The organism is Flavobacterium sp. FlaQc-47 (assembly GCF_044006475.1).
Classification (GTDB): domain Bacteria; phylum Bacteroidota; class Bacteroidia; order Flavobacteriales; family Flavobacteriaceae; genus Flavobacterium.
This window is the reverse complement of sequence record NZ_JBIPCQ010000001.1, coordinates 191,228-213,858: the sequence shown is the minus strand read 5'-3', so window position 1 is coordinate 213,858 and position 22,631 is coordinate 191,228. Positions and strand designations below refer to the sequence as shown.

Below are 22,631 nucleotides of genomic sequence, written 5' to 3'. Positions count from 1 at the left end.
ATACTTAAAATAATTTATAATTACAATTTTATAATTCATAATTATTTTCTACATTTGCACCCGAATTAGACTAACCTCTGGCGAGATCCGTGAATGTTATTCTATACAAAAACCATAATTATAAGATATCATGGCAGATTTAATGAAATTCGTTAAAGACGAATTAGTTGCTAAAAAAGATTTCCCTGTTTTTGGAGCTGGAGATACTATCACAGTTTACTACGAAATTAAAGAGGGTGAAAAAACAAGAACTCAGTTTTTTAAAGGAGTTGTTATTCAAAGAAGAGGTTCTGCTAACACAGAAACTTTTACTATCCGTAAAATGTCAGGTGCTATTGGAGTTGAGCGTATCTTCCCGGTAAACTTACCAGCTTTACAGAAAATTGAAATCAACAAAAAAGGAGCTGTACGTAGAGCTAGAATTTTCTACTTCAGAGAACTTACTGGTAAAAAAGCTAAGATTAAAGATAAAAGAAGATAATCATTTATCTCTTTGTTATAAAAGAGCTCGTTTCATTTATTTGAAACGAGTTTTTTTTTGTGCCTGTTTTTTTAAATATCCTAAATTGAATAACCTTCGATTTTTTTGATAATGTCTAATCTTTTTCAGGAGCTAATCCCGCTATTCGTTTCAATCTTTTGTGCCGAACCCCGGCACAAAAGGATTTCCACTTCTATCGGGGCTAGGGCAATCGTTTTCATAAAAGCTTTTTAGTTTTGATAATTAGAACAATGCGAACCAAGAATTGAAATGTGCCGTTAGGCACATTCAACTTTTAGATCGAATTACTCTCAAATTATAACCGACAATCATATTATTCATTCTATCAAAATTTGAAAGCCCACAATTTGTGCCGCTAGGCACTAAATATTGGTAGAAAAATGAATCGGAATAAATATAGCGTGCCGTAGGTACGCAATTGTTATCATTTTGTTGCGTACCTACGGCACGCCAACGTATTTATAATCTATATTAACTACCAATATTTAGTGCCTAAAGGCACATTTAACTCTTAGATCGAATTACTCTCACAATTATAAAGATAGCTTAACGCATTTTACGGTTTGCGTGAGGGATAGAAGTGGAAAGCCCACAGCCTGACGAAGGAAGTGCGAGGACTTGAAACGTATAGCCCGACCCTTGTGGTCACGCCCAAAATAAAAAAACCGACACTTATAAAGCATCGGTTTGTATTTTAATGAAAATTGGTATTTCTACTTTTTGAATAGTTTTTCTAAATATTCGATTTTATCTTTTTCTGATTGTAGCAAGCGTTCGTAAAGTTGTTCTTTTTCATGAAAAGTTTCGATTAATTTATCCAATGGATTGAAAGTACAATGATTTGCATTGAATGCTCCATTTGTAAAACTGTTATCATGGAAACTATTAAAATAATTAATCATATTATCTTCTGAAAAACTTTTAATTGCCTCGACAGTTACACCAAGCGCTTTTGCAACTTCGGCAAGTTTTTGATCGTCTATTGTTTCACTGTTTTCAATAGCAGATATAGCTTGTTGGTTTGTTCCTAAAGCTTGTGCCAAAGCTTCCTGTTTCATATCACGAAGTTCACGAATACGGCTTATTTTTCGCCCTATATGATTTGGTTTTGTAAGTGTGCTCATAATTCAAAGATAATGATTAAGGGCAATATTAAACAACTAGTAAAAAACATATTAAACAATGTATCTCACATTTGTTAGATGTGTATTGCATTTTAGTCAAAAATACAACTTTTCAGACAAAAACTATTAAAGGTTAAATGGATTATTCAAATTTTAGCGTTTACACTTTTTTAAATCTTCCAGTTTTACTTCTGATTCATCAAAACTGCAATTTTTTAATATCAAAACAATCGATTTGACAATTTAACGACGCCGAAATAACAATCTGATAATTTCGGCATTTCTCAGGAAAACTACACCGTTTTCGGACTGTTTTTATTATATTTGCTCCGCTCATTCTGAGCCGACTATACCTTTTACATCGCTATTCTTTGGCGATACGATTATAAAAAAAAAAAAAATGACACAGAATTCAAAAATTTATTACACCTTAACTGATGAGGCGCCATTATTAGCGACTTATTCTTTTTTACCAATTGTGCAGGCATTTACTGCTACTGCCGGTATTGCAATTGAAACTAGAGACATCTCTTTGGCAGGTAGAATTTTATCAAATTTTACTGAACTTTTGACTGATGCTCAAAAAACTGGTGACGCTTTACTTGAATTAGGGCAATTAGCTACACAACCTGAAGCTAATATCATCAAATTACCAAACATTTCGGCATCTGTACCGCAATTAAAAGCGGCTATTGCTGAATTACAATCTCACGGTTACAAAATTCCTAATTTTCCTGAAGATCCTCAAAACGATGCCGAAAAAGAAATTAAGGCAAAATATGCTAAAGTTTTAGGTTCTGCTGTAAATCCGGTTTTACGTGAAGGAAACTCTGATCGTAGAGCTCCCCGCGCAGTGAAGAATTTTGCAAAAGCAAATCCACACTCAATGGGTGCTTGGTCTGCTGATTCAAAAACTAAAGTTGCTTCAATGCCAGACGGTGATTTCTACGGAAGTGAAAAATCACTTACTGTTGCAGAGGCTGACGATGTAAAAATCGAATTCGTTGCAAAAGATGGTACAACAACCGTTCTTAAAGCAAGTACTCCGCTTAAAGCTGGCGAAATAATTGACAGCTCTGTTTTGAGTGTGAAAAAATTAAAAGATTTTGCTGCTGATGCAATTGCAGATGCTAAAAAAGAAGGTCTTTTACTTTCTGTGCATTTAAAAGCTACAATGATGAAGGTTTCAGATCCAATTATCTTTGGCGCTATCGTTGAAGTATATTTTGCTGATCTTTTCAAAAAATATGCAACTTTATTTGCTGAATTAAATATTGACACAAGAAATGGTTTAGGTGATATCTATGCAAAAATTGCAGGAAGACCTGAGCAAGCCGAAGTTGAAGCTGATATTACTAAAGCGATCGAAAACGGACCGGCTCTTGCAATGGTAAATTCTGATAAAGGAATCACTAATTTACACGTTCCATCTGATGTTATTGTTGATGCTTCTATGCCGGCAATGATTCGTACTTCTGGACAGATGTATAATAAAGAAGGAAAACAACAAGATACAATTGCTGTTATTCCGGATCGTGCATACTCTGGAATCTATACTGCAACAATCGATTTTTGTAAAAAACACGGTGCTTTTGATCCTAAAACAATGGGAAGTGTTCCTAACGTAGGTTTAATGGCTCAAAAAGCGGAAGAATACGGATCTCACGACAAAACTTTTCAATTAAAAGCTGACGGGGTTGTTCGTGTTGTAGACAATAAAGGAACTGTTTTAATGGAGCAAAACGTTGAAGCTAATGACATTTTCAGAATGTGTCAGGCAAAAGATGCTCCTATTCAGGACTGGGTTAAACTTGCTGTAAACAGAGCTCGTTTATCTGATACTCCTGCTGTTTTCTGGTTAGACGAAAACAGAGCGCATGACAAAGAATTGATCGTAAAAGTTCAAAAATATTTAAAAGACCACAATACAACAAACTTAGATATTCGTATCTTAAATCCTATTGCTGCTACTGAATTTACTTTAGACAGAATCATTAAAGGTTTAGACACTATCTCTGTAACAGGAAACGTTTTACGTGATTATTTAACTGACTTATTCCCAATTTTAGAATTAGGGACTTCGGCTAAAATGTTATCAATCGTTCCTTTAATGAATGGTGGCGGATTGTTCGAAACTGGTGCTGGAGGTTCTGCCCCAAAACACGTGGAGCAATTTACTGAAGAAGGATATTTACGTTGGGATTCATTAGGAGAATTTTTAGCTCTTGGTGCTTCTTTAGAGCATTTAGGACAAACTTTAAACAACTCTAAAGCAATTGTTTTATCTGAAACTCTTGACGAAGCAAATGATAAATTCCTGGCTAACGATAAATCTCCTGCTCGTAAAGTAGGTCAGATCGATAATCGTGGATCTCACTTTTACCTTGCTCTATATTGGGCACAAGCATTAGCAGCTCAAAATAAAGATGCAGAATTGAAAGCTATCTTTACTCCAATTGCAGCTGAACTTGAAGCGAATGAAACTAAAATCGATGCTGAATTAATTGGTGCGCAGGGAAAACCTCAAACTCTTGGTGGTTATTACCAACCAACTCCTGAGTTAGTGAGCAAAGCAATGCGCCCTAGTGCAACATTCAACGCGATTATTGCTGAAATAAAATAATAAAAACACAAGGATGAGACGCACAGCAGTGCGTATCTGTGATATTATAAAAAAAGACAACTTTAAAAGTTGTCTTTTTTTGTTTTAAACCAAAACTCTGAACCTCTGCATCTTTGAACCTCTGCACCTTTGCACCTTTTAAACCTTTACACCTTAAAAAAATTCTTAACTAATGTTTAACAATAGTTCTACACCAATATTTAGTAAGAATTATTAACTATGTGCTTCAAATACAAGACAATGATTGCAAAAAAAATCGGCCTTCTTTTTATACTCCTTTTTACGACTTTAACTTCATTTTCTCAGGAAAAATTTACTTTAAGCGGTACAATTACCGACTTTAAAAACAATGAAACTTTAATTGGTGTAAATGTTTACATTCCTGCTTTAAAAATTGGAACAACAACTAACGAATATGGTTTTTATTCCCTTACCGTTCCTAAAGGTGAACATGAAATCGAAATTAGTTATGTTGGTTATCAAACCATCCGAAAAACAGTTGATTTAAATCAAAATACAAAAACAAATTTCGGCATCAACGAAAGTGGTGAAGAACTTCAGGAAGTTGTAATTAAAGATAATCGAGGAAAAATCAATATCAAATCTCCAGAAATGAGTGCCAATAAACTTTCTATTGCCACCATTAAAAAAATGCCCGTAGTTATGGGCGAAGTCGATGTTCTTAAATCGATTTTATTACTTCCCGGAGTTACCAATGCCGGCGAAGGAGCTTCTGGGTTTAATGTACGCGGTGGCGGAGCTGATCAAAATTTAATATTATTAGATGAAGCCACGATATTTAATTCCTCTCACGTTTTTGGATTTTTCTCTGTTTTTAATCCAGACGCTATTAAAGATTTAAAATTATACAAAGGCGGAATTCCCGCTCGTTATGGCGGAAGAGCATCTTCTGTATTAGATATTTATCAGAAGGACGGAAACAGTAAAGAATTTCATGTAAATGGAGGAATTGGATTAATTTCAAGCCGAATTCTTGCCGAAGGTCCTATCGTAAAAGATAAAGGTTCGTTCCTTATTGGTGGAAGGGCTTCGTATGCACATTTATTCCTGAAACTGTCAGAAGACCAAAAAGACAACTCAGCTTATTTTTATGATTTAAACACAAAATTAAGTTATAAAATAAATGATAATAACAGCTTGTATTTATCCGGTTATTTTGGTCGTGATGTTTTTAGCTTAAATAAAAGTTTTACGAATATCTACGGAAACTCCACTTTAAACTTGCGTTGGAATCATTTATATTCTGATAAATTATTTGCTAATTTATCTTTGATTTATAGCGACTATTATTATGGTCTTGATCTTGATTTTGTAGGTTTCAAATGGGATTCAGGAATCAAAAATTATAATATCAAATACGATTTCAAAAATTACATTTCAGATAAATTCAAACTAAACTACGGCTTAAACGGAATTTACTATGAATTCAATCCCGGAACCATTAAACCAAGTAACGATACCTCTGGAATTAATCCGGATCAATTAGATAAAAAATATGCTTTTGAACCGTCTGTTTATATAGAGGCAGAAAATCAGATTTCGAAAAAAATCACGGTTTCTTACGGATTACGCTACAGCTTATTCTATCGTTTAGGCTCATCTACAATCAATTATTATGAAAATAACGAACCTGTTACTTTCAATACCGATATGCAGATTTATGAAAAAGCGACGCCAACATCCACAAAATACTTCGGCAAAAACAAAGAGATTCAGAATTATAATAATTTAGAACCTCGTTTTTCAGTTGCTTATCAATTAAATGATGATCAGTCAATTAAAGCAAGTTATAACCGAATGGCGCAATATCTTCAATTGATTTCGAATACCTCATCTCCTACTCCGCTGGATGTCTGGATGCCAAGTGACAATTATGTCAAACCACAAATTGCAGATCAGGTTGCTTTGGGTTATTTTAGAAACATCAATAATGGCGCTTATTCTGTAGAAGTTGAAACCTATTACAAAAAAATTCAAAATAGATTGGATTATATCGATGGCGCTGATTTAATTGCAAATGACGCAATTGAGCAAGTAATCCTGAACGGACGTATGCGTGCGTATGGTGTAGAATTTATGGTGAAGAAAAATGAAGGCAAATTAAACGGATGGATTTCATACACGTTATCAAAATCACAACAACAAACGCCCGGAAGAAATGCAGACGAAATAGGAATCAACAATGGTCAATGGTACAGTTCTGCCTATGATAAAACGCATAATTTAGCTGTTACATCAGCTTATAATCTAAACGAAAAATGGTCTTTTGGAGCTAATTTCGCTTTACAATCCGGTCAGCCGGTGACGTATCCAAACGGTCAATATGAATATTTAGGAATCACGGTTCCTAATTACGGACAAAGAAATGAAAACCGTTTGCCGGCTTATCATCACTTAGATGTTTCGGCAACTTTAACGCCCAGAACAAATAAGGACAGGAATTGGAAAGGCGAATGGGTTTTTAGTATTTATAACTTGTACAATCGTCATAATGCAGCTTCAATCAATTTCCGCCAGAATGTTGATACGGGTGCAAATGAAGCAGTACAAACATCCATTTTTGGGATTGTTCCTGCCGTTAGTTATAATTTTAAATTTTAAAAATTACTTTCTGTAAAAGAAAACAAAAGATATATCATGAAAAAAGCAACCTTATTAATCGTGTTTTTTATATCGCTTTTCGTCGCAAGTTGTGAGGAAGTCGTTGATGTTGATCTCGATACCGCACCTCCAAAATTAGTAATCGAAGCTGCCATAAACTGGCAAAAAGGAACAACAGGAAATCAGCAAACTATCAAATTAAGCACCACTACCGGTTATTTTGAAAATGTGATTCCAACAGTTTCAGGAGCAACAGTTTTTATACAAAACAGCCAAAACGAGCACTTTAACTTTACTGAAGTTCCAAAAACCGGCAGATATGTCTGTACCAGCTTTAAACCTGTACTGAATGAAACTTATACTTTAACCGTAATTACTAAAGGTGTTACTTATAACGCAACCGAAATAATGAAACCTGTCGCTCCAATAACGCGTACAGAACAAAATAATGAAGGCGGAATCACGGGAGATGAAATCGAAATTCGTGCTTTTTATAATGATCCTGCTGATGTAGATAATTTTTATTTGTATAAATATGTTTACTCCAATAAAATCACCTCAACGTATTATGTAAGTGAAGATAAATTTTTTCAGGGAAATGAATATTTCAGTTCATCAGATGATGACGATCTAAAAATTGGCGACGAAGTTGAAATCACACACTACGGAATTTCAAAACAATATTACAATTATATGAATATTCTGGTAAGTATTGCAGGAAATAATGTTGGCGGACCTTTTCAATCTCCTCCGGCAACGGTAAAAGGAAATATTATGAACACCAGTGATAAAGCAAATTATCCGTTAGGTTATTTTTCGCTTAGCGAAATAGACATAAAAAAATACAAAATTCAATAATTAAGATGGAAGCCAGAATTGAAATTTTATCTGAGAAAAAATTAATTGGCAAACACATTGTGATGTCGTTTGTCGAAAATAAAACGTTTCAATTATGGAGTTCTTTTATGCCAGTAAAAAAAGAAATCAAAAATATAATCGATTCTAATTTATACTCCCTGGAAGTTTTTCCTAAAGGTCATTTTGATAATTTTGATCCCAGTAACAGCTTTCAGAAATGGGCGGCAGTCGAAGTTTCTAATTTCGATGAGATTCCGGCAGAAATGGAAACTCTATTAATTCCAAACGGATTATATGCTGTTTTTATTCATAAAGGTCCACAAAGCGAAGGTCATAAAACCTATCATTCTATTTTTGCAGAGTGGCTGCCCAATTCAGAATATACCGTAGACGACAGACCCCATTTTGCAGTAATGGGAGATCAATATAAAAAAGAAGATCCGGAATCTGAAGAAGAAATCTGGATCCCAATAAAAAATAAAAATTAAGATCATGCTAACCGAAACATTAAAATCCCTCTTTAACAGAGATCTCAACAAACTAAAACTTGAAATCGAATCCTATCAAAACGAAAGTCAAATTTGGGCAATTGATAAAAACATATCCAATTCTGCAGGAAATCTTTGCCTTCACTTAATTGGAAATATAAGTACTTACATTGGTTCCGAATTAGGAAAAATAGAATATATTAGAAATCGTCCTTTAGAATTTTCATTAAAAGATATTCCAAGATCAGAATTAATAAGTAAAATTGACAATGTAATTTTACTCGTAAATAATACCCTTGATACTTTAACCGAAAAAGATTTAGAAGCGATTTATCCACAAATTGTATTCGAAAAAGAAATGACAACTGGTTACTTTCTGGTGCATCTTTCTACACATTTAGCCTATCATCTGGGGCAAATCAATTATCATAGAAGATTGGTTTAGAAAGTTCTTAAGTTTACAGTCGCAGTTTAAAGTTTTCAGTCTCAGTATACAGTTTTCAGTTTTCAGTCTCCGTTTATATTTAACCAGCAACGCAAACTGCGACTGAATACCGTGACTGAGACTGAAAACCGTAACTGAGACTGAGACTGAATAATTATTTCTTAATGGAAAAAAAATCTAAACTCTAAAATCTGCCCTCTAAAATCTTATTGTACATTTACAGCACATTTCAAATCAAAAATCTAAATGTCTTCACACCATATCGTACGCGACGACCAGGAACCAGCATTAATTATTGCAAACGGAGCAGCATGTAATCCGGAATTATTAGGACAATTGCTTGAATGGTCGCCACTAGTTATTGTACTGGATTCTGCTATTGAAAGAGTTATAAAACTTGACATAAAAGTCGATGTGCTTCTGGGAGATTTTGATCGTGGTTTTGATCCTGAAATCTACAAAACGTCACAATATCCTATCGAAATTGTCCATACACCAGATCAGGATAAAACCGATTTAGAGAAAGCTTTCGACTATTTAATCGCCCGTAAAATTCCCGCCGTAAATGTTGTTTGGGCCACCGGAAAACGCGCTGATCATACGATTACAAACCTTACCAATATTGTTCGTTATCGCAACTTGCTTAAAATTGTAATCCTCGATGATCACTCTAAGATCTTTTTGCTACCCAACAAATTCGAGAAATGGTACACGGCAAAAACTCCTATTTCTCTGATTCCTATTGGAGTTGTAAACGGAATTTATTCAAATAATCTAGAATATCCTTTACAAAATGATACGCTAACAATGGGCTATAGAACCGGCAGCAGCAATGCTGTAGCGCAAGATGGTTTAGTCAGCATCACTCATAAAGATGGTGATTTATTATTAATGGAATGCATGGATTAAAAAAGTTCTGTTTCATGTAGTCCCCACAGATATCGGGAAGAGATTCCAGCAGGTTAAACTTGGAATAATCATCTGCAAAAATCAGCTTAAATCTTTTTAAATCTGCGAGAAAAATTAAAACAGAGAAACATAATTTTATATCTGTAAACAAACCAAAATTTATGCTTCTATTGTCTGAATCCACATTTGGAATTTGGAATTTTAATATTCGAATTTGTACAAATGTCAATCGTTTTCATAATTATCATTTACCGCAAAAAGAATGACTATCTTTGCACGGAAATTTACAAAATGAAAGAAACAGACAATTCCGAAAAAAACAATTTACATCCTAGAAATCTTCATCGTTCCCGTTATGATTTCGAACTTCTGATCGCAAATTGTCCCGAATTAAAAGGCTATGTTGCCATAAACATTCACGGAATTGAAACGATTGATTTCAGTAATCCCTTAGCAGTAAAAGCGCTTAACAAAGCATTATTACAAACTTATTACGACATACAAAACTGGGATATTCCTAAAAATTATCTTTGTCCGCCAATTCCGGGAAGAACAGATTACATTCATTATTTAGCCGATTTACTTGGCGAAACCAATAACGGAGTTATTCCGCAAGGGTCTTCTGTTTTAGGTTTGGATATTGGAACAGGCGCCAATTGCATCTATCCTATATTAGGAAATGCCATTTATGGATGGAGTTTTGTTGGAACGGATATCGACGAAAATGCGATAGAAAATTGCAGTAAAATCATTGAGGCAAATCCAAAATTAATTGACGCAATAAGTTTACAGCAGCAAACCGAATCTCGTTTTATTTTTAAAAATATCATTACGCCCGAAGATCGTTTTACATTCACGATGTGTAATCCGCCTTTTCATTCTTCTGCCGAAGATGCGAATCAAAGCACCGTTCGTAAAGTTTCTAACTTAACGAAGGAAAGAAAAAAAACAAATCCAGTCCTGAATTTTGGCGGACATAATGCCGAATTATGGTGTGATGGCGGAGAAATTGGTTTTGTCACCCAAATGATTTACGAAAGTTCAAAATTTGCTATGCAATGTTTGTGGTTCACTACTTTGGTTTCAAAACGAGAAAACCTGTCAAGCATTTACAAAACACTCAATAAAGTAAATGCAGCTGTGGTAAAAACAATCGATATGGCGCAAGGTCAAAAAACAAGCCGAATCGTAGCCTGGACATTTTTAAGTGAAAGCCAGCAAAAAGCATGGAAGTTTGAGTCTGAATAATAATATTATAATTATGATACTTTAAAATAAAATTCTGATACTTAATCGATATGCAATTTGCGTACCTTTAAAAGTAAATTGAATTTTATAACTATGCCAAAATTATACTTTAGAATACTATTACTACTTTTACTGACAGGCTGTTCGTCTACTAAAAAAGTAAAATTTGACGATTACGTTTTTAAAACAAAAAGCGAAAAACAAGCTTACATAAGTTCATATGATAAAGCCCTGAAACTTTGGGACATTCCGTATTCTGAAGAAAATGTAAAAACTACTTACGGAATTGCGCACGTTATAATGGCTGGTCCAAAAAACGGAAAGGATTTAGTTTTACTCCACGGAATGGATGCCAGTTCAACAATGTGGTTTCCTAACATCAAACCTTTAGCCAAAAATCATCGCATATATGCTATTGATTTTATGATGGAACCCGGTAAATCTACTTTAACATCAAAACCACTTTCATCAGAAGAGATCATGCTTTTGTACAACGAAGTTTTCGATCATTATAAATTAAAGAGATTTGATATTGTAGCGGCTTCTCGTGGTGGCTGGATTGCTACTTTATTAGCAACTAAAAGAGTCAATTCTATTGATAAAATAGTTTTATTAAGTCCGGCGCAAACTTTCAAATTTATAGACAAAGTTGGCAAAACAACTTCGGCTTTAATGCTGAAATTTTTCCCAAGTGAAAAAAAATTCGGAAAAACACTAAAAACATTTTCTACACATCCTGAAAAAATTAGTCCTGTTTATAAACGACAATTTTATCTGGCAAATAAATATGCAAAATCAAATTCGAGTATGCTTAAAATGACGCCTTTTTCAGATAAGGAATTAGAATCTATCAAAAATCCCGTTTTGGTTTTAATTGGCGATCATGACGTTATTAATTCTGACGAAAGTCTGGAACGAGCACAAAAATATCTAGTAAACAGTAAAACTAAAATAATCAAAGACGCCGGACATTTTCTATCAATTGATCAATCAAAAATTGTAAATGATGCAATGATTGATTTTTTGGAATAATTGATAAAGTGTACTCCCCTACGGCAATATCATGAAGTTAAAAATTTTTCACGCAGATCTAAAAAGATTTAGGCAGATCGACACAGATTCTAATTAAAATAAATCTGCTAAAATCTTTTTAAATCTAGGTGAAACAAATCAATAATAACAAAAAATCTGGGCAATTCGTCTAATTCGTGGCAACCCTTTTTTATAGAATTCAAACTTTGTATCTTTACAAAACTAATCTTTTCATCAGTCAAAAATGAATTTCCAGGTATCCTCAGAATATAGTCCAAAAGGCGATCAGCCGCAAGCAATCGAAAAACTATCACAAGGTATTGTTGATGGTGAAAAATATCAGACGCTATTAGGAGTTACAGGTTCCGGAAAAACATTTACCGTTGCTAATGTGATTCAGGAAGTTCAAAGACCAACTTTGGTTTTGGCCCATAACAAAACATTGGCTGCACAGTTGTATTCAGAGTTCAAGCAATTTTTCCCGAACAATGCAGTAGAATATTTCGTTTCGTACTATGACTATTACCAACCGGAAGCTTTTATGCCGGTTACAGGAGTTTTTATCGAGAAAGATTTATCTATCAACGAAGAGCTGGAAAAAATGCGTTTGAGCACGACTTCTTCGCTGCTTTCAGGTCGTCGTGACATTTTAGTTGTTGCCTCGGTTTCGTGTTTGTATGGTATTGGAAATCCCGTTGAATTTAAGAAAAACGTAATCGAAATCGCAAGAGATCAGGTAATATCACGTACCAAATTATTACATAGCCTGGTTCAGAGTTTATACGCCAGAACCGAAGCCGATTTTACTCCCGGAACTTTTAGAATAAAAGGCGATACGGTTGAAGTCTATCCAAGTTATGCTGATGATGCTTACAGGATTCATTTTTTTGGAGATGAAATTGAAGAAATCGAATCCTTTGATGCCAAGACTTCACAAGTTATAGAAAAGTTCAAAAAACTGACCATTTATCCCGCTAACATGTTTGTGACTTCGCCGGAAGTTTTACAAGGTGCTATTTGGGAAATTCAGCAGGATTTAGTCAAACAAGTGGATTATTTTAAAGAAACAGGAAAACATCTGGAAGCAAAACGCCTGGAAGAACGTACCAATTTTGATTTAGAAATGATTCGTGAATTAGGATATTGCTCCGGAATCGAAAACTATTCGAGATACCTTGACGGAAGACTTCCCGGAACAAGACCCTTTTGTTTATTAGATTATTTTCCTAACGACTTTTTAATGGTGGTTGACGAAAGTCACGTAACCGTTTCACAAGTTCATGCTATGTATGGCGGTGACCGAAGCCGTAAAGAAAATTTGGTCGAATATGGTTTCCGTTTACCTGCCGCAATGGACAACAGACCTTTAAAATTTGAAGAGTTTGAAGCTTTGCAAAATCAGGTTATTTATGTTTCTGCAACTCCTGCAGATTATGAATTGCAAAAAACGGATGGAGTTTATGTGGAGCAAATTATACGTCCCACAGGATTATTAGATCCTATTATTGAGGTTCGCCCAAGTTTGAATCAGATTGATGATTTAATCGAAGAAATACACGTTCGTTGTGAACTGGATGAAAGAGTTTTAGTTACTACCCTGACCAAAAGAATGGCGGAAGAATTAGCCAAATATTTAACCAAAGTAAATATTCGCTGTCGCTATATCCATTCTGAAGTAGATACTTTAGAGCGTATCGAAATTATGCAGGATTTGAGAAAAGGTATTTTTGATGTTTTAATTGGAGTAAATCTACTTCGTGAAGGACTTGATTTACCCGAAGTTTCGCTTGTTGCCATTTTAGATGCCGATAAAGAAGGTTTTCTTCGTAATCACAGATCTTTAACGCAAACTATTGGTCGTGCGGCAAGAAATTTAAACGGAAAAGCGATTTTGTATGCTGATAAAATCACAGCGAGTATGCAAAGAACGATTGATGAAACGGATTATCGCAGAACGAAACAGATAAATTATAATACTGAACATGGTCTTACACCTCAGGCGCTAAACAAAAAAATCGAAAGTGCTTTTACTAAAAATCCGTTGGTCGAGTATGAATTAGGACATACTTTATCTGCAGCTGCCGAACCGGAAACAGCTTATTTATCTAAAACAGAATTAGAGAAAATGATTCGTGAAAAAAGAAAATCAATGGAGAAAGCAGCGAAAGAATTAGACTTTTTACAAGCGGCTAAATTGCGTGATGATATCAAAAAATTACAGGAACAATTGGCTTAAAATTCTCTGGCTATTGGTTAATTCAAATGTTTTTATAAATTTACACTTACAAATCCACTTGCTATTTTAATCCTGGCTTTTAACCAAATGTACATGAATACAAAATTTATTTTAATTACTGCATCCTTTTTAGGTTTCACAAATTCTATTTCTGCACAAAACAAACCACAACCAGCCCCGGAAATAATTGTTACAGACAATTATTTTGGAAAAATCATATCTGATCCTTATCGCTATCTGGAAAATCTCAACGATCCAAAAGTAATAGACTGGATGAAGACCAATGCAGCGTATGCCCGTGAAAAATTAAACGAAATTCCGGAACGTGAAAATTTAGTAAAAAAAATAAAAGAATTAAATTCCAGAAGAGGTAGTACAATTTCTGAATTAGATATAACAGAAAATAATAAATATTTCTACCTAAAAAGAAACGTAAATGACGAAAATCATAAACTATATTATAAACAAGGATTCGAGGGCGATGAAATATTGCTTTTTGATCCTGTAGGCTACAAAAAAGCTGATGGTATAACTTATAATATTGGCTCAATTACCCCCAATATTGAAGGAGATAAAGTTGCTGTTGAAATTTCTCAAAATGGCTCTGAAAGTGGTGAACTTTTTATAATTGATATTAACGGTAAAATGTATCCCGAAACATTTGACAGATGTTGGGGCAGCTATGTTTCGTGGTTGCCTGACGGAAACTCTTTTACATTTACAAGACTTAACTCTTCTGATGTTAAAGATGTAAACAGATCATTAAATACTAAAGTCTATTATCATAAATTAGGTCAGACTGAAAAAGAAGACGTTGAATTTCTTTCTAATGTCACCAATCCTGAACTTAACATTCTTCCTGAAGAAGCTCCATATAATATTTATCGAAAAAATTCGAAAAACTACGCCCTATTCCGTACTGTAGATGCCAGAATTAGATTATACACCTCTAATTTTAATAATAATCCTTCGCCAACGACTTGGAAAAGTTTGGTCACTCAAGAAGATGAAATTGCACGCTTTACAACTGATAACGAGTTTATTTATTATTTAACTTTTAAGAATGCCGCTAATTTTAAAATTATCAAGGTGCCTCTTTCAAATCCTGAAATAGAAAAGGCAATAACTGTTGTTAAAGAGCCGAAAAACGGAAATATTACTAATTTTACTGTTACAAAAGATGGGGTATATTATTCAATTACACAGAATGGCATTGAGGCAAAAGCATATTTTTTAGCAAAAAACAAAACTAATCCAATTGAACTAAAATTACCCTTTACGGCAGGTTCAGCATCCTTTTCAACAATAAGTACAACTAAAAGTGATATTTGGATTACAATTGAAGGCTGGACTTCTCAGCCAAAAAGGTATTTTTATAATCCTACAACCAATACATTTACTTTTCAGCCTTTAACAAAACCTATCGAATATCAAGAATTCGAAGACATTATCTCTAAAGAAATCATGATACCTTCATACGATGGTGTTATGGTTCCTGTTTCACTTATTTACAACAAAAACATCAAATTAAATGGTGATAATCCTGTACTTATAGGAGGATATGGATCTTATGGAAGCTCCATGGATCCTTATTTTAGTCCTGGCCGCCTTTTACCTTATTGCCTTTATGGTGGTATTTATGTTGTAGCTCACGTTAGGGGCGGTGGAGAACTGGGTGATAAATGGTATAAAGCAGGTTTTAAAGAGACAAAGCCTAATACCTGGAAAGATCTTATCGCAACTGCAGAATATCTGATTAATAAAAAATATACCTCTGCAAAAAAAATTGCAATTCGAAGCGAAAGTGCCGGCGGAATACTAATTGGAAGGGCAATTACTGAGCGTCCTGATTTATTTGCTGCAGCAATAATTCAAGCAGGTTCATTGAATCCTATTCGTCAGGAGATTCAAGCAAATGGACCAGCTAATATTCCTGAATTTGGCACAGTAAAAGATCCTAAAGATTTTAAAGCTTTATTAGAAATGGATGCTTTTCATCATATTAAAAAAGGAACCTCATATCCAGCCACATTAGTCACCGCTGGAATAAATGATCCTCGTGTTACGGCATGGGAACCCGCAAAATTTGCAGCATTACTTCAAAATGCAAATTCGTCTGATAAACAAATACTTTTTTTTACTGATTTTGAAGCTGGACACGGACTAGGTAACAGTAAAACAAAAAACGTAGAGATTTCAGGCGACATAATTAGTTTTGCGTATGCGAATACCGGACACCCAAAATTTCAACTTTCAAAAAAATAATGTCTAAATAAAAACGAGGACTGCAACAATGCAGTCCTTCGTTATTTTAATTATGCTGTTCCTGAAAAACTTTCAATAAAACTTTAGGTTCAATTATAGCGTTTGGTGCTTCTTTCATCAAATCTAAAACACGTCTGGTGGCATTTGGGTTTAACCCCATTTCAATTGCAATTTGCTTAATGGCTTTGGCTTCTTTTTCATGCAAAATACCATCGCAATACATGATCAAAGCCAATCTGTAAAATTGCTGAATACGCTGAAACTCAGATTTTATGATTGAATTTGTGTTTTCCTGATGAAATAAATCACGAAAAACACTCCTCTCAATACTTAATTCCTGCGCAACCAGCCACAAAAAATCGTACTCTCGTTCATGCAATTGCCCATCAACGGTAGAAAAAGCAATCATTTCTAAAAGTAAACTTATCTTTTCTGTTTCGGTATTCATCAATTTATTATTTTTAGCTAAAATATTGTTTTTAAATCTAAAACGCAACAGAAGTCATTATGCGGGAGATTCTTCCTTTTTATATTGCTTTAGATGACGAATATTTTACCTGAAATATAAAAAACAATCGAAATCACTATGGAATTAATTTTAAGAGAATACAATCTAAAACTAAAACACACTTTTACTATTTCCAGAGAATCGATTGATTTTCAACCTTCACTTATTGTCGAACTTAAAAGCGAAGGTTTTTCTGGTTTTGGAGAAGCAACTTCAAATCCGTATTACAAAACTACGGTTCCTGTAATGATGCAGGATTTAGAAAAAATCAGATCCGTTATTGAAACCACACAAAATGAAAGTCCTGATGAATTCTGGGCAAAAATATATCCCTATTTAAAAGGTGATATGTTTGCTTTGTGTGCCTTAGATCTCGCTTATAATGATTTATATGCACGCAAAAAAGGCAAAAAATTATACCAATTATGGAATTATTCTATCCAAAATAATCCTCTTACGGATTATACAATTGGGATTGCTTCCATAGAAAAAATGGTTTCTAAAATGCAGGAACTTCCCTGGCCTATTTATAAAATTAAACTTGGAACAAAAGAAGATATCGCGATTATAAAAGAACTTCGAAAACATACTAATGCTATTTTTAGAATCGACGCAAATTGTGGCTGGAACGTTGAAGAAACTATTAATAATGCTGTTGAATTAAAAAAATTAGGTGTAGAATTTCTGGAACAACCCATGAAAGCAGATAATTGGGAAGCGCATAAAGAAGTTTTCAAACATTCTGTTTTGCCAATAATTGCCGATGAAAGCTGTATTATCGAAGAAGACGTTGCTAAGTGTTTCGGCCACTTTCACGGCGTAAATGTAAAATTGGTAAAATGCGGCGGACTAACTCCGGGAAAACGCATGATTGAAGAAGCTAAGAAACTCGGTCTAAAAACTATGGTGGGTTGTATGACGGAATCAACAGTTGGAATATCTGCAATAGCGCACTTATTACCTCAACTAGATTATGTTGATATGGATGGAGCGTTACTTTTAGCCGAAGATATCGCAACTGGAGTAACCATTAAAAATGGCGTTATTTATTATTCTGATTTGAACGGAACCGGAGTTACTTTAACCTAAATGTTATGAATGTCAATCAGTTTCCGGATAGAATTATTGAGATTGACCAGGAACACTATTTGTATTTTGGCGGAACAGCCTATTTGGGATTGCCCACAAATAAGGATTTTCAGGAATTGGCGATTAAAAATATTCAACAATGGGGAACTACTTACGGAAGTTCCAGAAGCGCCAATATTAAATTAACCGCTTATGAAAATGGTGAGAATTTTCTAGCCCAATATATAAAAGCCGAAAGAGCCGTTACAGTTTCGTCCGGAATGCTGGCAGGAAAATTAGTAATCGATCAGCTAAAAAAGCAAACCGATTCTTTTTTCCATTTCCCAAATACTCATAACGCAATTCAAACCAATGAGAGTTTGCCGGTATTTATAAATAATGAAATAAATCCACGATTATTAGATTCTCAATCTGAAAAAATTACGGTTTTGACCGATGGTGTTTCCGGATTTCAAACCACGGCAATTGACTTATCTATATTAAAAGAAATTCCAAATCATAAACAAATTACTTTACTTGTTGATGAATCGCATTCGTTTGGAATTTTAGGCAAAGATGGCTGCGGAATTTATTCGGAAATTGATATTCCCGTCAAAAGAAAAATCATGATTTCTTCTCTGGGAAAAGCATTTGGTTTAAATGGCGGCGTTATTGCAAGTGATGTTTCGTTTATTAACCAAATAAAGGAACAGGATATTTTTATTTCTGCTGCCGGAATGAATCCTGCGTTTGTTCAGACTTTGGCAGATGCATCGGAAATATATAAAGTACAACATCATAAATTGATTGAAAACCTGAGTTATATCGATCAAAATATAATTAAAAAAGACACTATCAAATTCAACAAATCATATCCTTTAATTTATTTAGAAGATGAAAATCTAATTGAAATATTAAGAGAAAACAAAATTATTATCGCAAGTTTTAAATATCAGTCCAACTCAAAAAATTTAAACCGAATCGTGATTACTGCAAATCATCTTCTGGAAGATTTAGAAAAATTAATAAGCGTTATAAACGGCTATAATTTTAAATAAAAATAAAAAAGTTAGCCACGAATTACACAAATTTTCACGAATTAAATTTAAACGCAACGCAATTAGTGAAAATTATTGAAATTCGTGGCAAAAAAAACTTTCCTCAATTTAATAAATTGCAATCAAATTAGTTTTAAAACGTACCTTTGTAAAAAATTAAACGATGACAAACAACGATATCCTAAAAAAACTTCGCGTGGCTTTGATGCTCCGTGACGACCAAATAGTTGAAATTTTAGAATTAGTAGATTTTAGAATTACAAAATCAGAATTGGGAGCTTTTTTTAGAGCCGAAGATCATGAAAATTACATGGAATGTGGTGATCAGGTTTTGCGTAATTTCTTAAACGGATTGGTAATTCATTTAAGAGGAACGAAAGAAAATCCTAAAAACCCAAACGATGTTTTAGCAAAGCATAAAGCTGAAATCCCTAAGAAAGACAGCACTAAAGAAAGACCTGAATTTAAAGCAAGTGAAAAAGATGCTGAAAAAGGAAGAGGCGATAAAGCTCCTTCTAAATCCGGTCCTGCAGCTAAAAAACCTTTCAAGAAAAACAATACTAAAACTGCTCCTAAAGTACAGGTTGTAGAAAAAGTGATTTACAAAAACGGGAAGAATAAGAAATAGTTTTTTTTAACCGCAAAGAGCGCAAGGATTTTTTAATTATAAGAATCTTTATAAACGCAAAGTTCGCAAAGCTATATTTGATAAAGCTTTGCGAACTTTGCGTTTTATTTAAACCTTACATAAAAAAATTTGCGCTCTTTGCGGTTAAATCATCATCAAAACAAAATAGATTTATATCTTATTCTGATCAATTCTTTCAAAAAATGCATCTTTAAAAGTGGCTCCAATTGGCAATTCTTTTGCATTGATAAATACCGAAAAACTATCTGTAGATTCTATTTGTTTTAGTGCTACGACAAAGGATTTATGAATTTGAATAAAATCATTTTCGGGCAATGATTCGATTACATTTTTTAAAGACGAATGTGTTATTATTTGTTGTTTCAGCGTATGAATACAAACATAATTCTGGAGACTTTCGACATATAAAATCTCCTCTAAAAATAATTTCTGAAATTTATTCTTACCATCTGTTTTGATGAAAATAAAATCAGATGAATTGTTTGTTGAGATTTCTGTTTTAGATTCGGAGTTTAGTTTAGAAACTGCCTGATAAAAACGTTCAAAAGCAATTGGTTTTAATAAATAATCAATCGCATTTAACTCAAAACCTTCTAAGGCAAAATCCGGATATGCCGTTGTAAAAATGACTTTGATATCTTTAGAGATAATTCGGGAAATTTGTAAACCTGTTAATTGGGGCATCTGAATGTCCAAAAAAATAACATCGACACTTTGTGTGTTTAGAAATTCTAATGCTTTTAAGGAATCATTAAAAACACCCACTTTTTCCAGAAAAGAAACTTTTTCGATATAATTTTCTAAAATTCTGGTTGCTGGCGGTTCATCATCAACAATGATACATTTAAGCTTCATTCTCTATTTATTTAAAGGGATTTTCAAATACGTTTTAAAGGTATTATTTTCTGTGGTTTTTTTGAGTGTAAAATGATTTTGATACGTATATTCTAAACGTCTGGTAAGATTATCAAAACCAATTCCGGTTGAAGAATAATTCTCTCCTTCAACATTATAATTAAAGGTTGACAGTTCTAAAAAGTCATCTTGTATTTTAATAGAAATAGTAGCTTTTTCAGCAGCATTATTTAATTTTCCGTGCTTGAAAACATTTTCGATAAAATGAATTAAAGCCGAAGGAATAATTTTTTCATTCGAATAATCTCCTTCAATTTCAAAATCCAGATAAAGCTGATCTTCAAATCTTTTCTTTTGTAAATGAATATAATTTTCTAAAAACTGAATTTCTTTAACCAATAAAACTTCTTCTTTATCTGTTTCTGTAATCACGTAACGAAGCAAATCTGAAAGTACTAAAATATCCGAAGCCATTTTATCCTCTTTCAAAATCAATTGGCTATAAAACGAATTAAGTGTATTGAACAAAAAGTGAGGACTTACCTGTGATTTCAGCATTTGCAATTCGGCTTTTTTATTCTCTAAAATCAATTGCTGATTTTGCTTGTAAGCATCTTGAAATTGCCAAAATAAATAGCTTAGAACACTTAAAATAATCGCTGGTAATCCGAAGAAAAAATTATCACGGATATAGTACGTAACCTCCCTTGACCTTTCGGAATAATTATGAATTCCTGTAATTTCAAAAACCATAACTTCCTGTAAAAAATAACGAATTCCCGCAAAAATTAATAACGAAAGCGGAATACTTAATACATACAGTACAATTTTCTTTCTATTAAAAAACCAATCGCAAAAAGTATAAAAATTAAGAATATAGACGATAAATATAGTGAGAACAAACGTCACATTAAACGAGAAATACATCGTACTAAAAACAAAGTCCATTTTGCGATTATTTACCCCAATATCCCAAAGATAAAAAATTATAAATAGTCCCAGAAAAAGCGCGATATGATAATAAAAAGGAATTTTTAGCTTCATAATAATGTGATTGTTAATTCAAAAATACAACTATGACGTAACATGAAAAGCATGTTTATACAAAACATCGTTTTTCAGGGATGAACTATCAAAAACAGTACACGAAATTTTTTATTGGTGAATTCCTGATGTTGGTGATTTAGAATTGGATGTTCATCAAAAATTAAAAATTCAGCTGAAAAGCTATTATACATTTGTCATGAATTTAAAACAAATCATCATGAAAAAAATCGCTTTATTATTAGTTTTCACACTCGCATTCAACACTGCTTCTGCTCAATCAAAAAAGAAACAAATTTTATTACTGGGAACCTTCCACTTTGAAAATCCCGGACTTGATGTTGCTAAAGTAAATACATTCAACGTTATGTCAGACAAGAGTCAGAAAGAGTTAGAAAACATTACGAATAAAATTAAAAAATTTGGTCCGGATAAAATTTTCATAGAATGGAATTATCAAAAACAAACCAAACTGGATCAATTCTACAATAAAAATACGGATAGTTTATTGCATAAAGATGCTGATGAAATAGTTCAGGTAGCCTTAAGATCAGCAAAAAAATTAGGTCATAAACAATTATATGCAATTGATTATAACAATACCGATTTTCCTTATGATAGTCTGGTAAAAGGTATGAAAGCAGCAGGTCAGTTTGATTTAATCAAAAGAAATGAGGAAACGATGAAACATTATGAAACGGATCAAAATGCAAAAATTGCGAAATATTCTTTGACTGAATTACTTTTAGACATTAATACAAAAGCATCAAATGATGATAATGTTAAGTGGTATCTTGAAACTGCTATTAAAGGCGGAAAAACGGATGATTTTGTAGGTGCTTATTTAGTTTCAGAATGGTACAGAAGAAATCTTTATATGTATGCTCTTATTCAGAAATTAACTGAAAGCAAAGACGACAAAATAATGGTTTTATTGGGAGCAGGACATACGGCAATGATTCGAGAATTTGTTGAACATAATCCTGAATTTGAAATTGTAGAGTTGGCTACTGTGCTAAAGTAATTTTCTAACCGCGAAGAATTTAACCGCAAAGACCGCAAGGATTTTTTAATTATAAGAATCTACATCAAACGCA

19 protein-coding genes are annotated in these 22,631 nt (G+C 33.4%); 15 read left to right on the top strand and 4 right to left on the bottom strand.

Going from position 1 to position 22,631, the window contains the following annotated elements:
- Positions 1-130 precede the first annotated feature (130 nt).
- Positions 131-481 carry a 50S ribosomal protein L19 gene (gene rplS, locus ACHRVX_RS00705; RefSeq protein ID WP_394776809.1) on the top strand — a complete coding sequence of 117 codons (351 nt, stop codon included), beginning with the start codon at positions 131-133 and terminating at the stop codon, positions 479-481.
- 734 nt (positions 482-1,215) lie between these two features.
- Here the strand turns inward: rplS and ACHRVX_RS00700 are convergent.
- Positions 1,216-1,626: a helix-turn-helix domain-containing protein gene (locus tag ACHRVX_RS00700; protein WP_395327833.1), complete on the bottom strand. Its 411-nt coding sequence runs from the start codon at positions 1,624-1,626 to the stop codon at positions 1,216-1,218.
- A 400-nt stretch (positions 1,627-2,026) separates the two neighbouring features.
- Between ACHRVX_RS00700 and ACHRVX_RS00695 the strand changes: the two genes are divergently transcribed.
- From ACHRVX_RS00695 to ACHRVX_RS00650, 10 genes are all read left to right on the top strand, one after another.
- A complete protein-coding gene (locus ACHRVX_RS00695; protein WP_395327830.1) occupies positions 2,027-4,249 on the top strand; it encodes an NADP-dependent isocitrate dehydrogenase in 2,223 nt (740 codons plus the stop codon).
- A gap of 240 nt (positions 4,250-4,489) precedes the next feature.
- Entirely contained in the window at positions 4,490-6,871 is a 2,382-nt protein-coding gene (locus ACHRVX_RS00690) for a carboxypeptidase-like regulatory domain-containing protein (RefSeq protein ID WP_395327827.1), read from the top strand.
- A gap of 36 nt (positions 6,872-6,907) precedes the next feature.
- A complete protein-coding gene (locus ACHRVX_RS00685; protein WP_395327825.1) occupies positions 6,908-7,729 on the top strand; it encodes a DUF4249 domain-containing protein in 822 nt (273 codons plus the stop codon).
- A gap of 5 nt (positions 7,730-7,734) precedes the next feature.
- Positions 7,735-8,217: a GyrI-like domain-containing protein gene (locus ACHRVX_RS00680; RefSeq protein ID WP_395327822.1), complete on the top strand. Its 483-nt coding sequence runs from the start codon at positions 7,735-7,737 to the stop codon at positions 8,215-8,217.
- Between the two features lie 4 nt (positions 8,218-8,221).
- The gene (locus ACHRVX_RS00675) at positions 8,222-8,662 is read left to right on the top strand and encodes a DinB family protein (protein WP_395327819.1); all 441 of its coding nucleotides are present in this window, start codon (positions 8,222-8,224) and stop codon (positions 8,660-8,662) included.
- 246 nt (positions 8,663-8,908) lie between these two features.
- Entirely contained in the window at positions 8,909-9,571 is a 663-nt protein-coding gene (locus ACHRVX_RS00670; RefSeq protein WP_395327816.1) for a thiamine diphosphokinase, read from the top strand.
- 291 nt (positions 9,572-9,862) lie between these two features.
- Positions 9,863-10,819, top strand: coding sequence for a 23S rRNA (adenine(1618)-N(6))-methyltransferase RlmF (gene rlmF / locus ACHRVX_RS00665; protein WP_395327813.1), 957 nt, complete (start codon positions 9,863-9,865; stop codon positions 10,817-10,819).
- A 93-nt stretch (positions 10,820-10,912) separates the two neighbouring features.
- The gene (locus ACHRVX_RS00660) at positions 10,913-11,851 is read left to right on the top strand and encodes an alpha/beta fold hydrolase (RefSeq protein WP_395327810.1); all 939 of its coding nucleotides are present in this window, start codon (positions 10,913-10,915) and stop codon (positions 11,849-11,851) included.
- Positions 11,852-12,095: 244 nt separating this feature from the next.
- A complete protein-coding gene (uvrB, locus tag ACHRVX_RS00655; protein WP_395327807.1) occupies positions 12,096-14,087 on the top strand; it encodes an excinuclease ABC subunit UvrB in 1,992 nt (663 codons plus the stop codon).
- Positions 14,088-14,180: 93 nt separating this feature from the next.
- On the top strand, positions 14,181-16,352 hold the full coding sequence (locus ACHRVX_RS00650) for a prolyl oligopeptidase family serine peptidase (protein WP_395327804.1): 2,172 nt from the start codon (positions 14,181-14,183) through the stop codon (positions 16,350-16,352).
- Between the two features lie 46 nt (positions 16,353-16,398).
- On the opposite strand, the gene ACHRVX_RS00645 is transcribed toward ACHRVX_RS00650, so the two are convergent.
- Positions 16,399-16,800 (bottom strand): excinuclease ABC subunit B, encoded by a 402-nt coding sequence (locus tag ACHRVX_RS00645; RefSeq protein ID WP_395327802.1) that lies wholly within the window; start codon positions 16,798-16,800, stop codon positions 16,399-16,401.
- Between the two features lie 138 nt (positions 16,801-16,938).
- Between ACHRVX_RS00645 and ACHRVX_RS00640 the strand changes: the two genes are divergently transcribed.
- The 3 genes from ACHRVX_RS00640 (at position 16,939) to ACHRVX_RS00630 (ending at position 19,614) form a co-directional block, all read left to right on the top strand.
- Positions 16,939-17,949 carry a dipeptide epimerase gene (locus tag ACHRVX_RS00640; RefSeq protein WP_395327799.1) on the top strand — a complete coding sequence of 337 codons (1,011 nt, stop codon included), beginning with the start codon at positions 16,939-16,941 and terminating at the stop codon, positions 17,947-17,949.
- Between the two features lie 5 nt (positions 17,950-17,954).
- Positions 17,955-18,986 (top strand): aminotransferase class I/II-fold pyridoxal phosphate-dependent enzyme, encoded by a 1,032-nt coding sequence (locus ACHRVX_RS00635; RefSeq protein WP_395327796.1) that lies wholly within the window; start codon positions 17,955-17,957, stop codon positions 18,984-18,986.
- A gap of 163 nt (positions 18,987-19,149) precedes the next feature.
- Positions 19,150-19,614, top strand: coding sequence for a DUF1456 family protein (locus tag ACHRVX_RS00630; RefSeq protein ID WP_395327793.1), 465 nt, complete (start codon positions 19,150-19,152; stop codon positions 19,612-19,614).
- A gap of 171 nt (positions 19,615-19,785) precedes the next feature.
- Here the strand turns inward: ACHRVX_RS00630 and ACHRVX_RS00625 are convergent, their stop codons facing one another.
- Together ACHRVX_RS00625 and ACHRVX_RS00620 are read right to left on the bottom strand one after the other, a co-directional pair.
- Positions 19,786-20,490 (bottom strand): LytR/AlgR family response regulator transcription factor, encoded by a 705-nt coding sequence (locus ACHRVX_RS00625; protein WP_395327790.1) that lies wholly within the window; start codon positions 20,488-20,490, stop codon positions 19,786-19,788.
- 3 nt (positions 20,491-20,493) lie between these two features.
- Positions 20,494-21,534, bottom strand: a complete 1,041-nt coding sequence (locus ACHRVX_RS00620) for a sensor histidine kinase (protein ID WP_395327787.1) — start codon at positions 21,532-21,534, stop codon at positions 20,494-20,496.
- Positions 21,535-21,754: 220 nt separating this feature from the next.
- Between ACHRVX_RS00620 and ACHRVX_RS00615 the strand changes: the two genes are divergently transcribed.
- Positions 21,755-22,558 (top strand): DUF5694 domain-containing protein, encoded by an 804-nt coding sequence (locus ACHRVX_RS00615; protein ID WP_395327783.1) that lies wholly within the window; start codon positions 21,755-21,757, stop codon positions 22,556-22,558.
- Positions 22,559-22,631: the final 73 nt, after the last annotated feature.

Excerpts from the sequence above, each read along its gene's own strand:
- ACHRVX_RS00675 (WP_395327819.1), top strand. The coding sequence starts at position 8,222 with ATGCTAACCGAAACATTAAAATCCCTCTTTAACAGAGATCTCAACAAA.
- ACHRVX_RS00640 (WP_395327799.1), top strand. The coding sequence starts at position 16,939 with ATGGAATTAATTTTAAGAGAATACAATCTAAAACTAAAACACACTTTT.
- ACHRVX_RS00630 (WP_395327793.1), top strand. The coding sequence starts at position 19,150 with ATGACAAACAACGATATCCTAAAAAAACTTCGCGTGGCTTTGATGCTC.
- ACHRVX_RS00695 (WP_395327830.1), top strand. The coding sequence starts at position 2,027 with ATGACACAGAATTCAAAAATTTATTACACCTTAACTGATGAGGCGCCA.
- ACHRVX_RS00625 (WP_395327790.1), bottom strand. The coding sequence starts at position 20,490 with ATGAAGCTTAAATGTATCATTGTTGATGATGAACCGCCAGCAACCAGA.
- ACHRVX_RS00690 (WP_395327827.1), top strand. The coding sequence starts at position 4,490 with ATGATTGCAAAAAAAATCGGCCTTCTTTTTATACTCCTTTTTACGACT.
- ACHRVX_RS00685 (WP_395327825.1), top strand. The coding sequence starts at position 6,908 with ATGAAAAAAGCAACCTTATTAATCGTGTTTTTTATATCGCTTTTCGTC.
- ACHRVX_RS00650 (WP_395327804.1), top strand. The coding sequence starts at position 14,181 with ATGAATACAAAATTTATTTTAATTACTGCATCCTTTTTAGGTTTCACA.
- ACHRVX_RS00700 (WP_395327833.1), bottom strand. The coding sequence starts at position 1,626 with ATGAGCACACTTACAAAACCAAATCATATAGGGCGAAAAATAAGCCGT.
- uvrB (WP_395327807.1), top strand. The coding sequence starts at position 12,096 with ATGAATTTCCAGGTATCCTCAGAATATAGTCCAAAAGGCGATCAGCCG.
- ACHRVX_RS00660 (WP_395327810.1), top strand. The coding sequence starts at position 10,913 with ATGCCAAAATTATACTTTAGAATACTATTACTACTTTTACTGACAGGC.
- ACHRVX_RS00635 (WP_395327796.1), top strand. The coding sequence starts at position 17,955 with ATGAATGTCAATCAGTTTCCGGATAGAATTATTGAGATTGACCAGGAA.
- ACHRVX_RS00680 (WP_395327822.1), top strand. The coding sequence starts at position 7,735 with ATGGAAGCCAGAATTGAAATTTTATCTGAGAAAAAATTAATTGGCAAA.
- ACHRVX_RS00645 (WP_395327802.1), bottom strand. The coding sequence starts at position 16,800 with ATGAATACCGAAACAGAAAAGATAAGTTTACTTTTAGAAATGATTGCT.
- ACHRVX_RS00615 (WP_395327783.1), top strand. The coding sequence starts at position 21,755 with ATGAAAAAAATCGCTTTATTATTAGTTTTCACACTCGCATTCAACACT.
- ACHRVX_RS00670 (WP_395327816.1), top strand. The coding sequence starts at position 8,909 with ATGTCTTCACACCATATCGTACGCGACGACCAGGAACCAGCATTAATT.
- rplS (WP_394776809.1), top strand. The coding sequence starts at position 131 with ATGGCAGATTTAATGAAATTCGTTAAAGACGAATTAGTTGCTAAAAAA.
- ACHRVX_RS00620 (WP_395327787.1), bottom strand. The coding sequence starts at position 21,534 with ATGAAGCTAAAAATTCCTTTTTATTATCATATCGCGCTTTTTCTGGGA.
- rlmF (WP_395327813.1), top strand. The coding sequence starts at position 9,863 with ATGAAAGAAACAGACAATTCCGAAAAAAACAATTTACATCCTAGAAAT.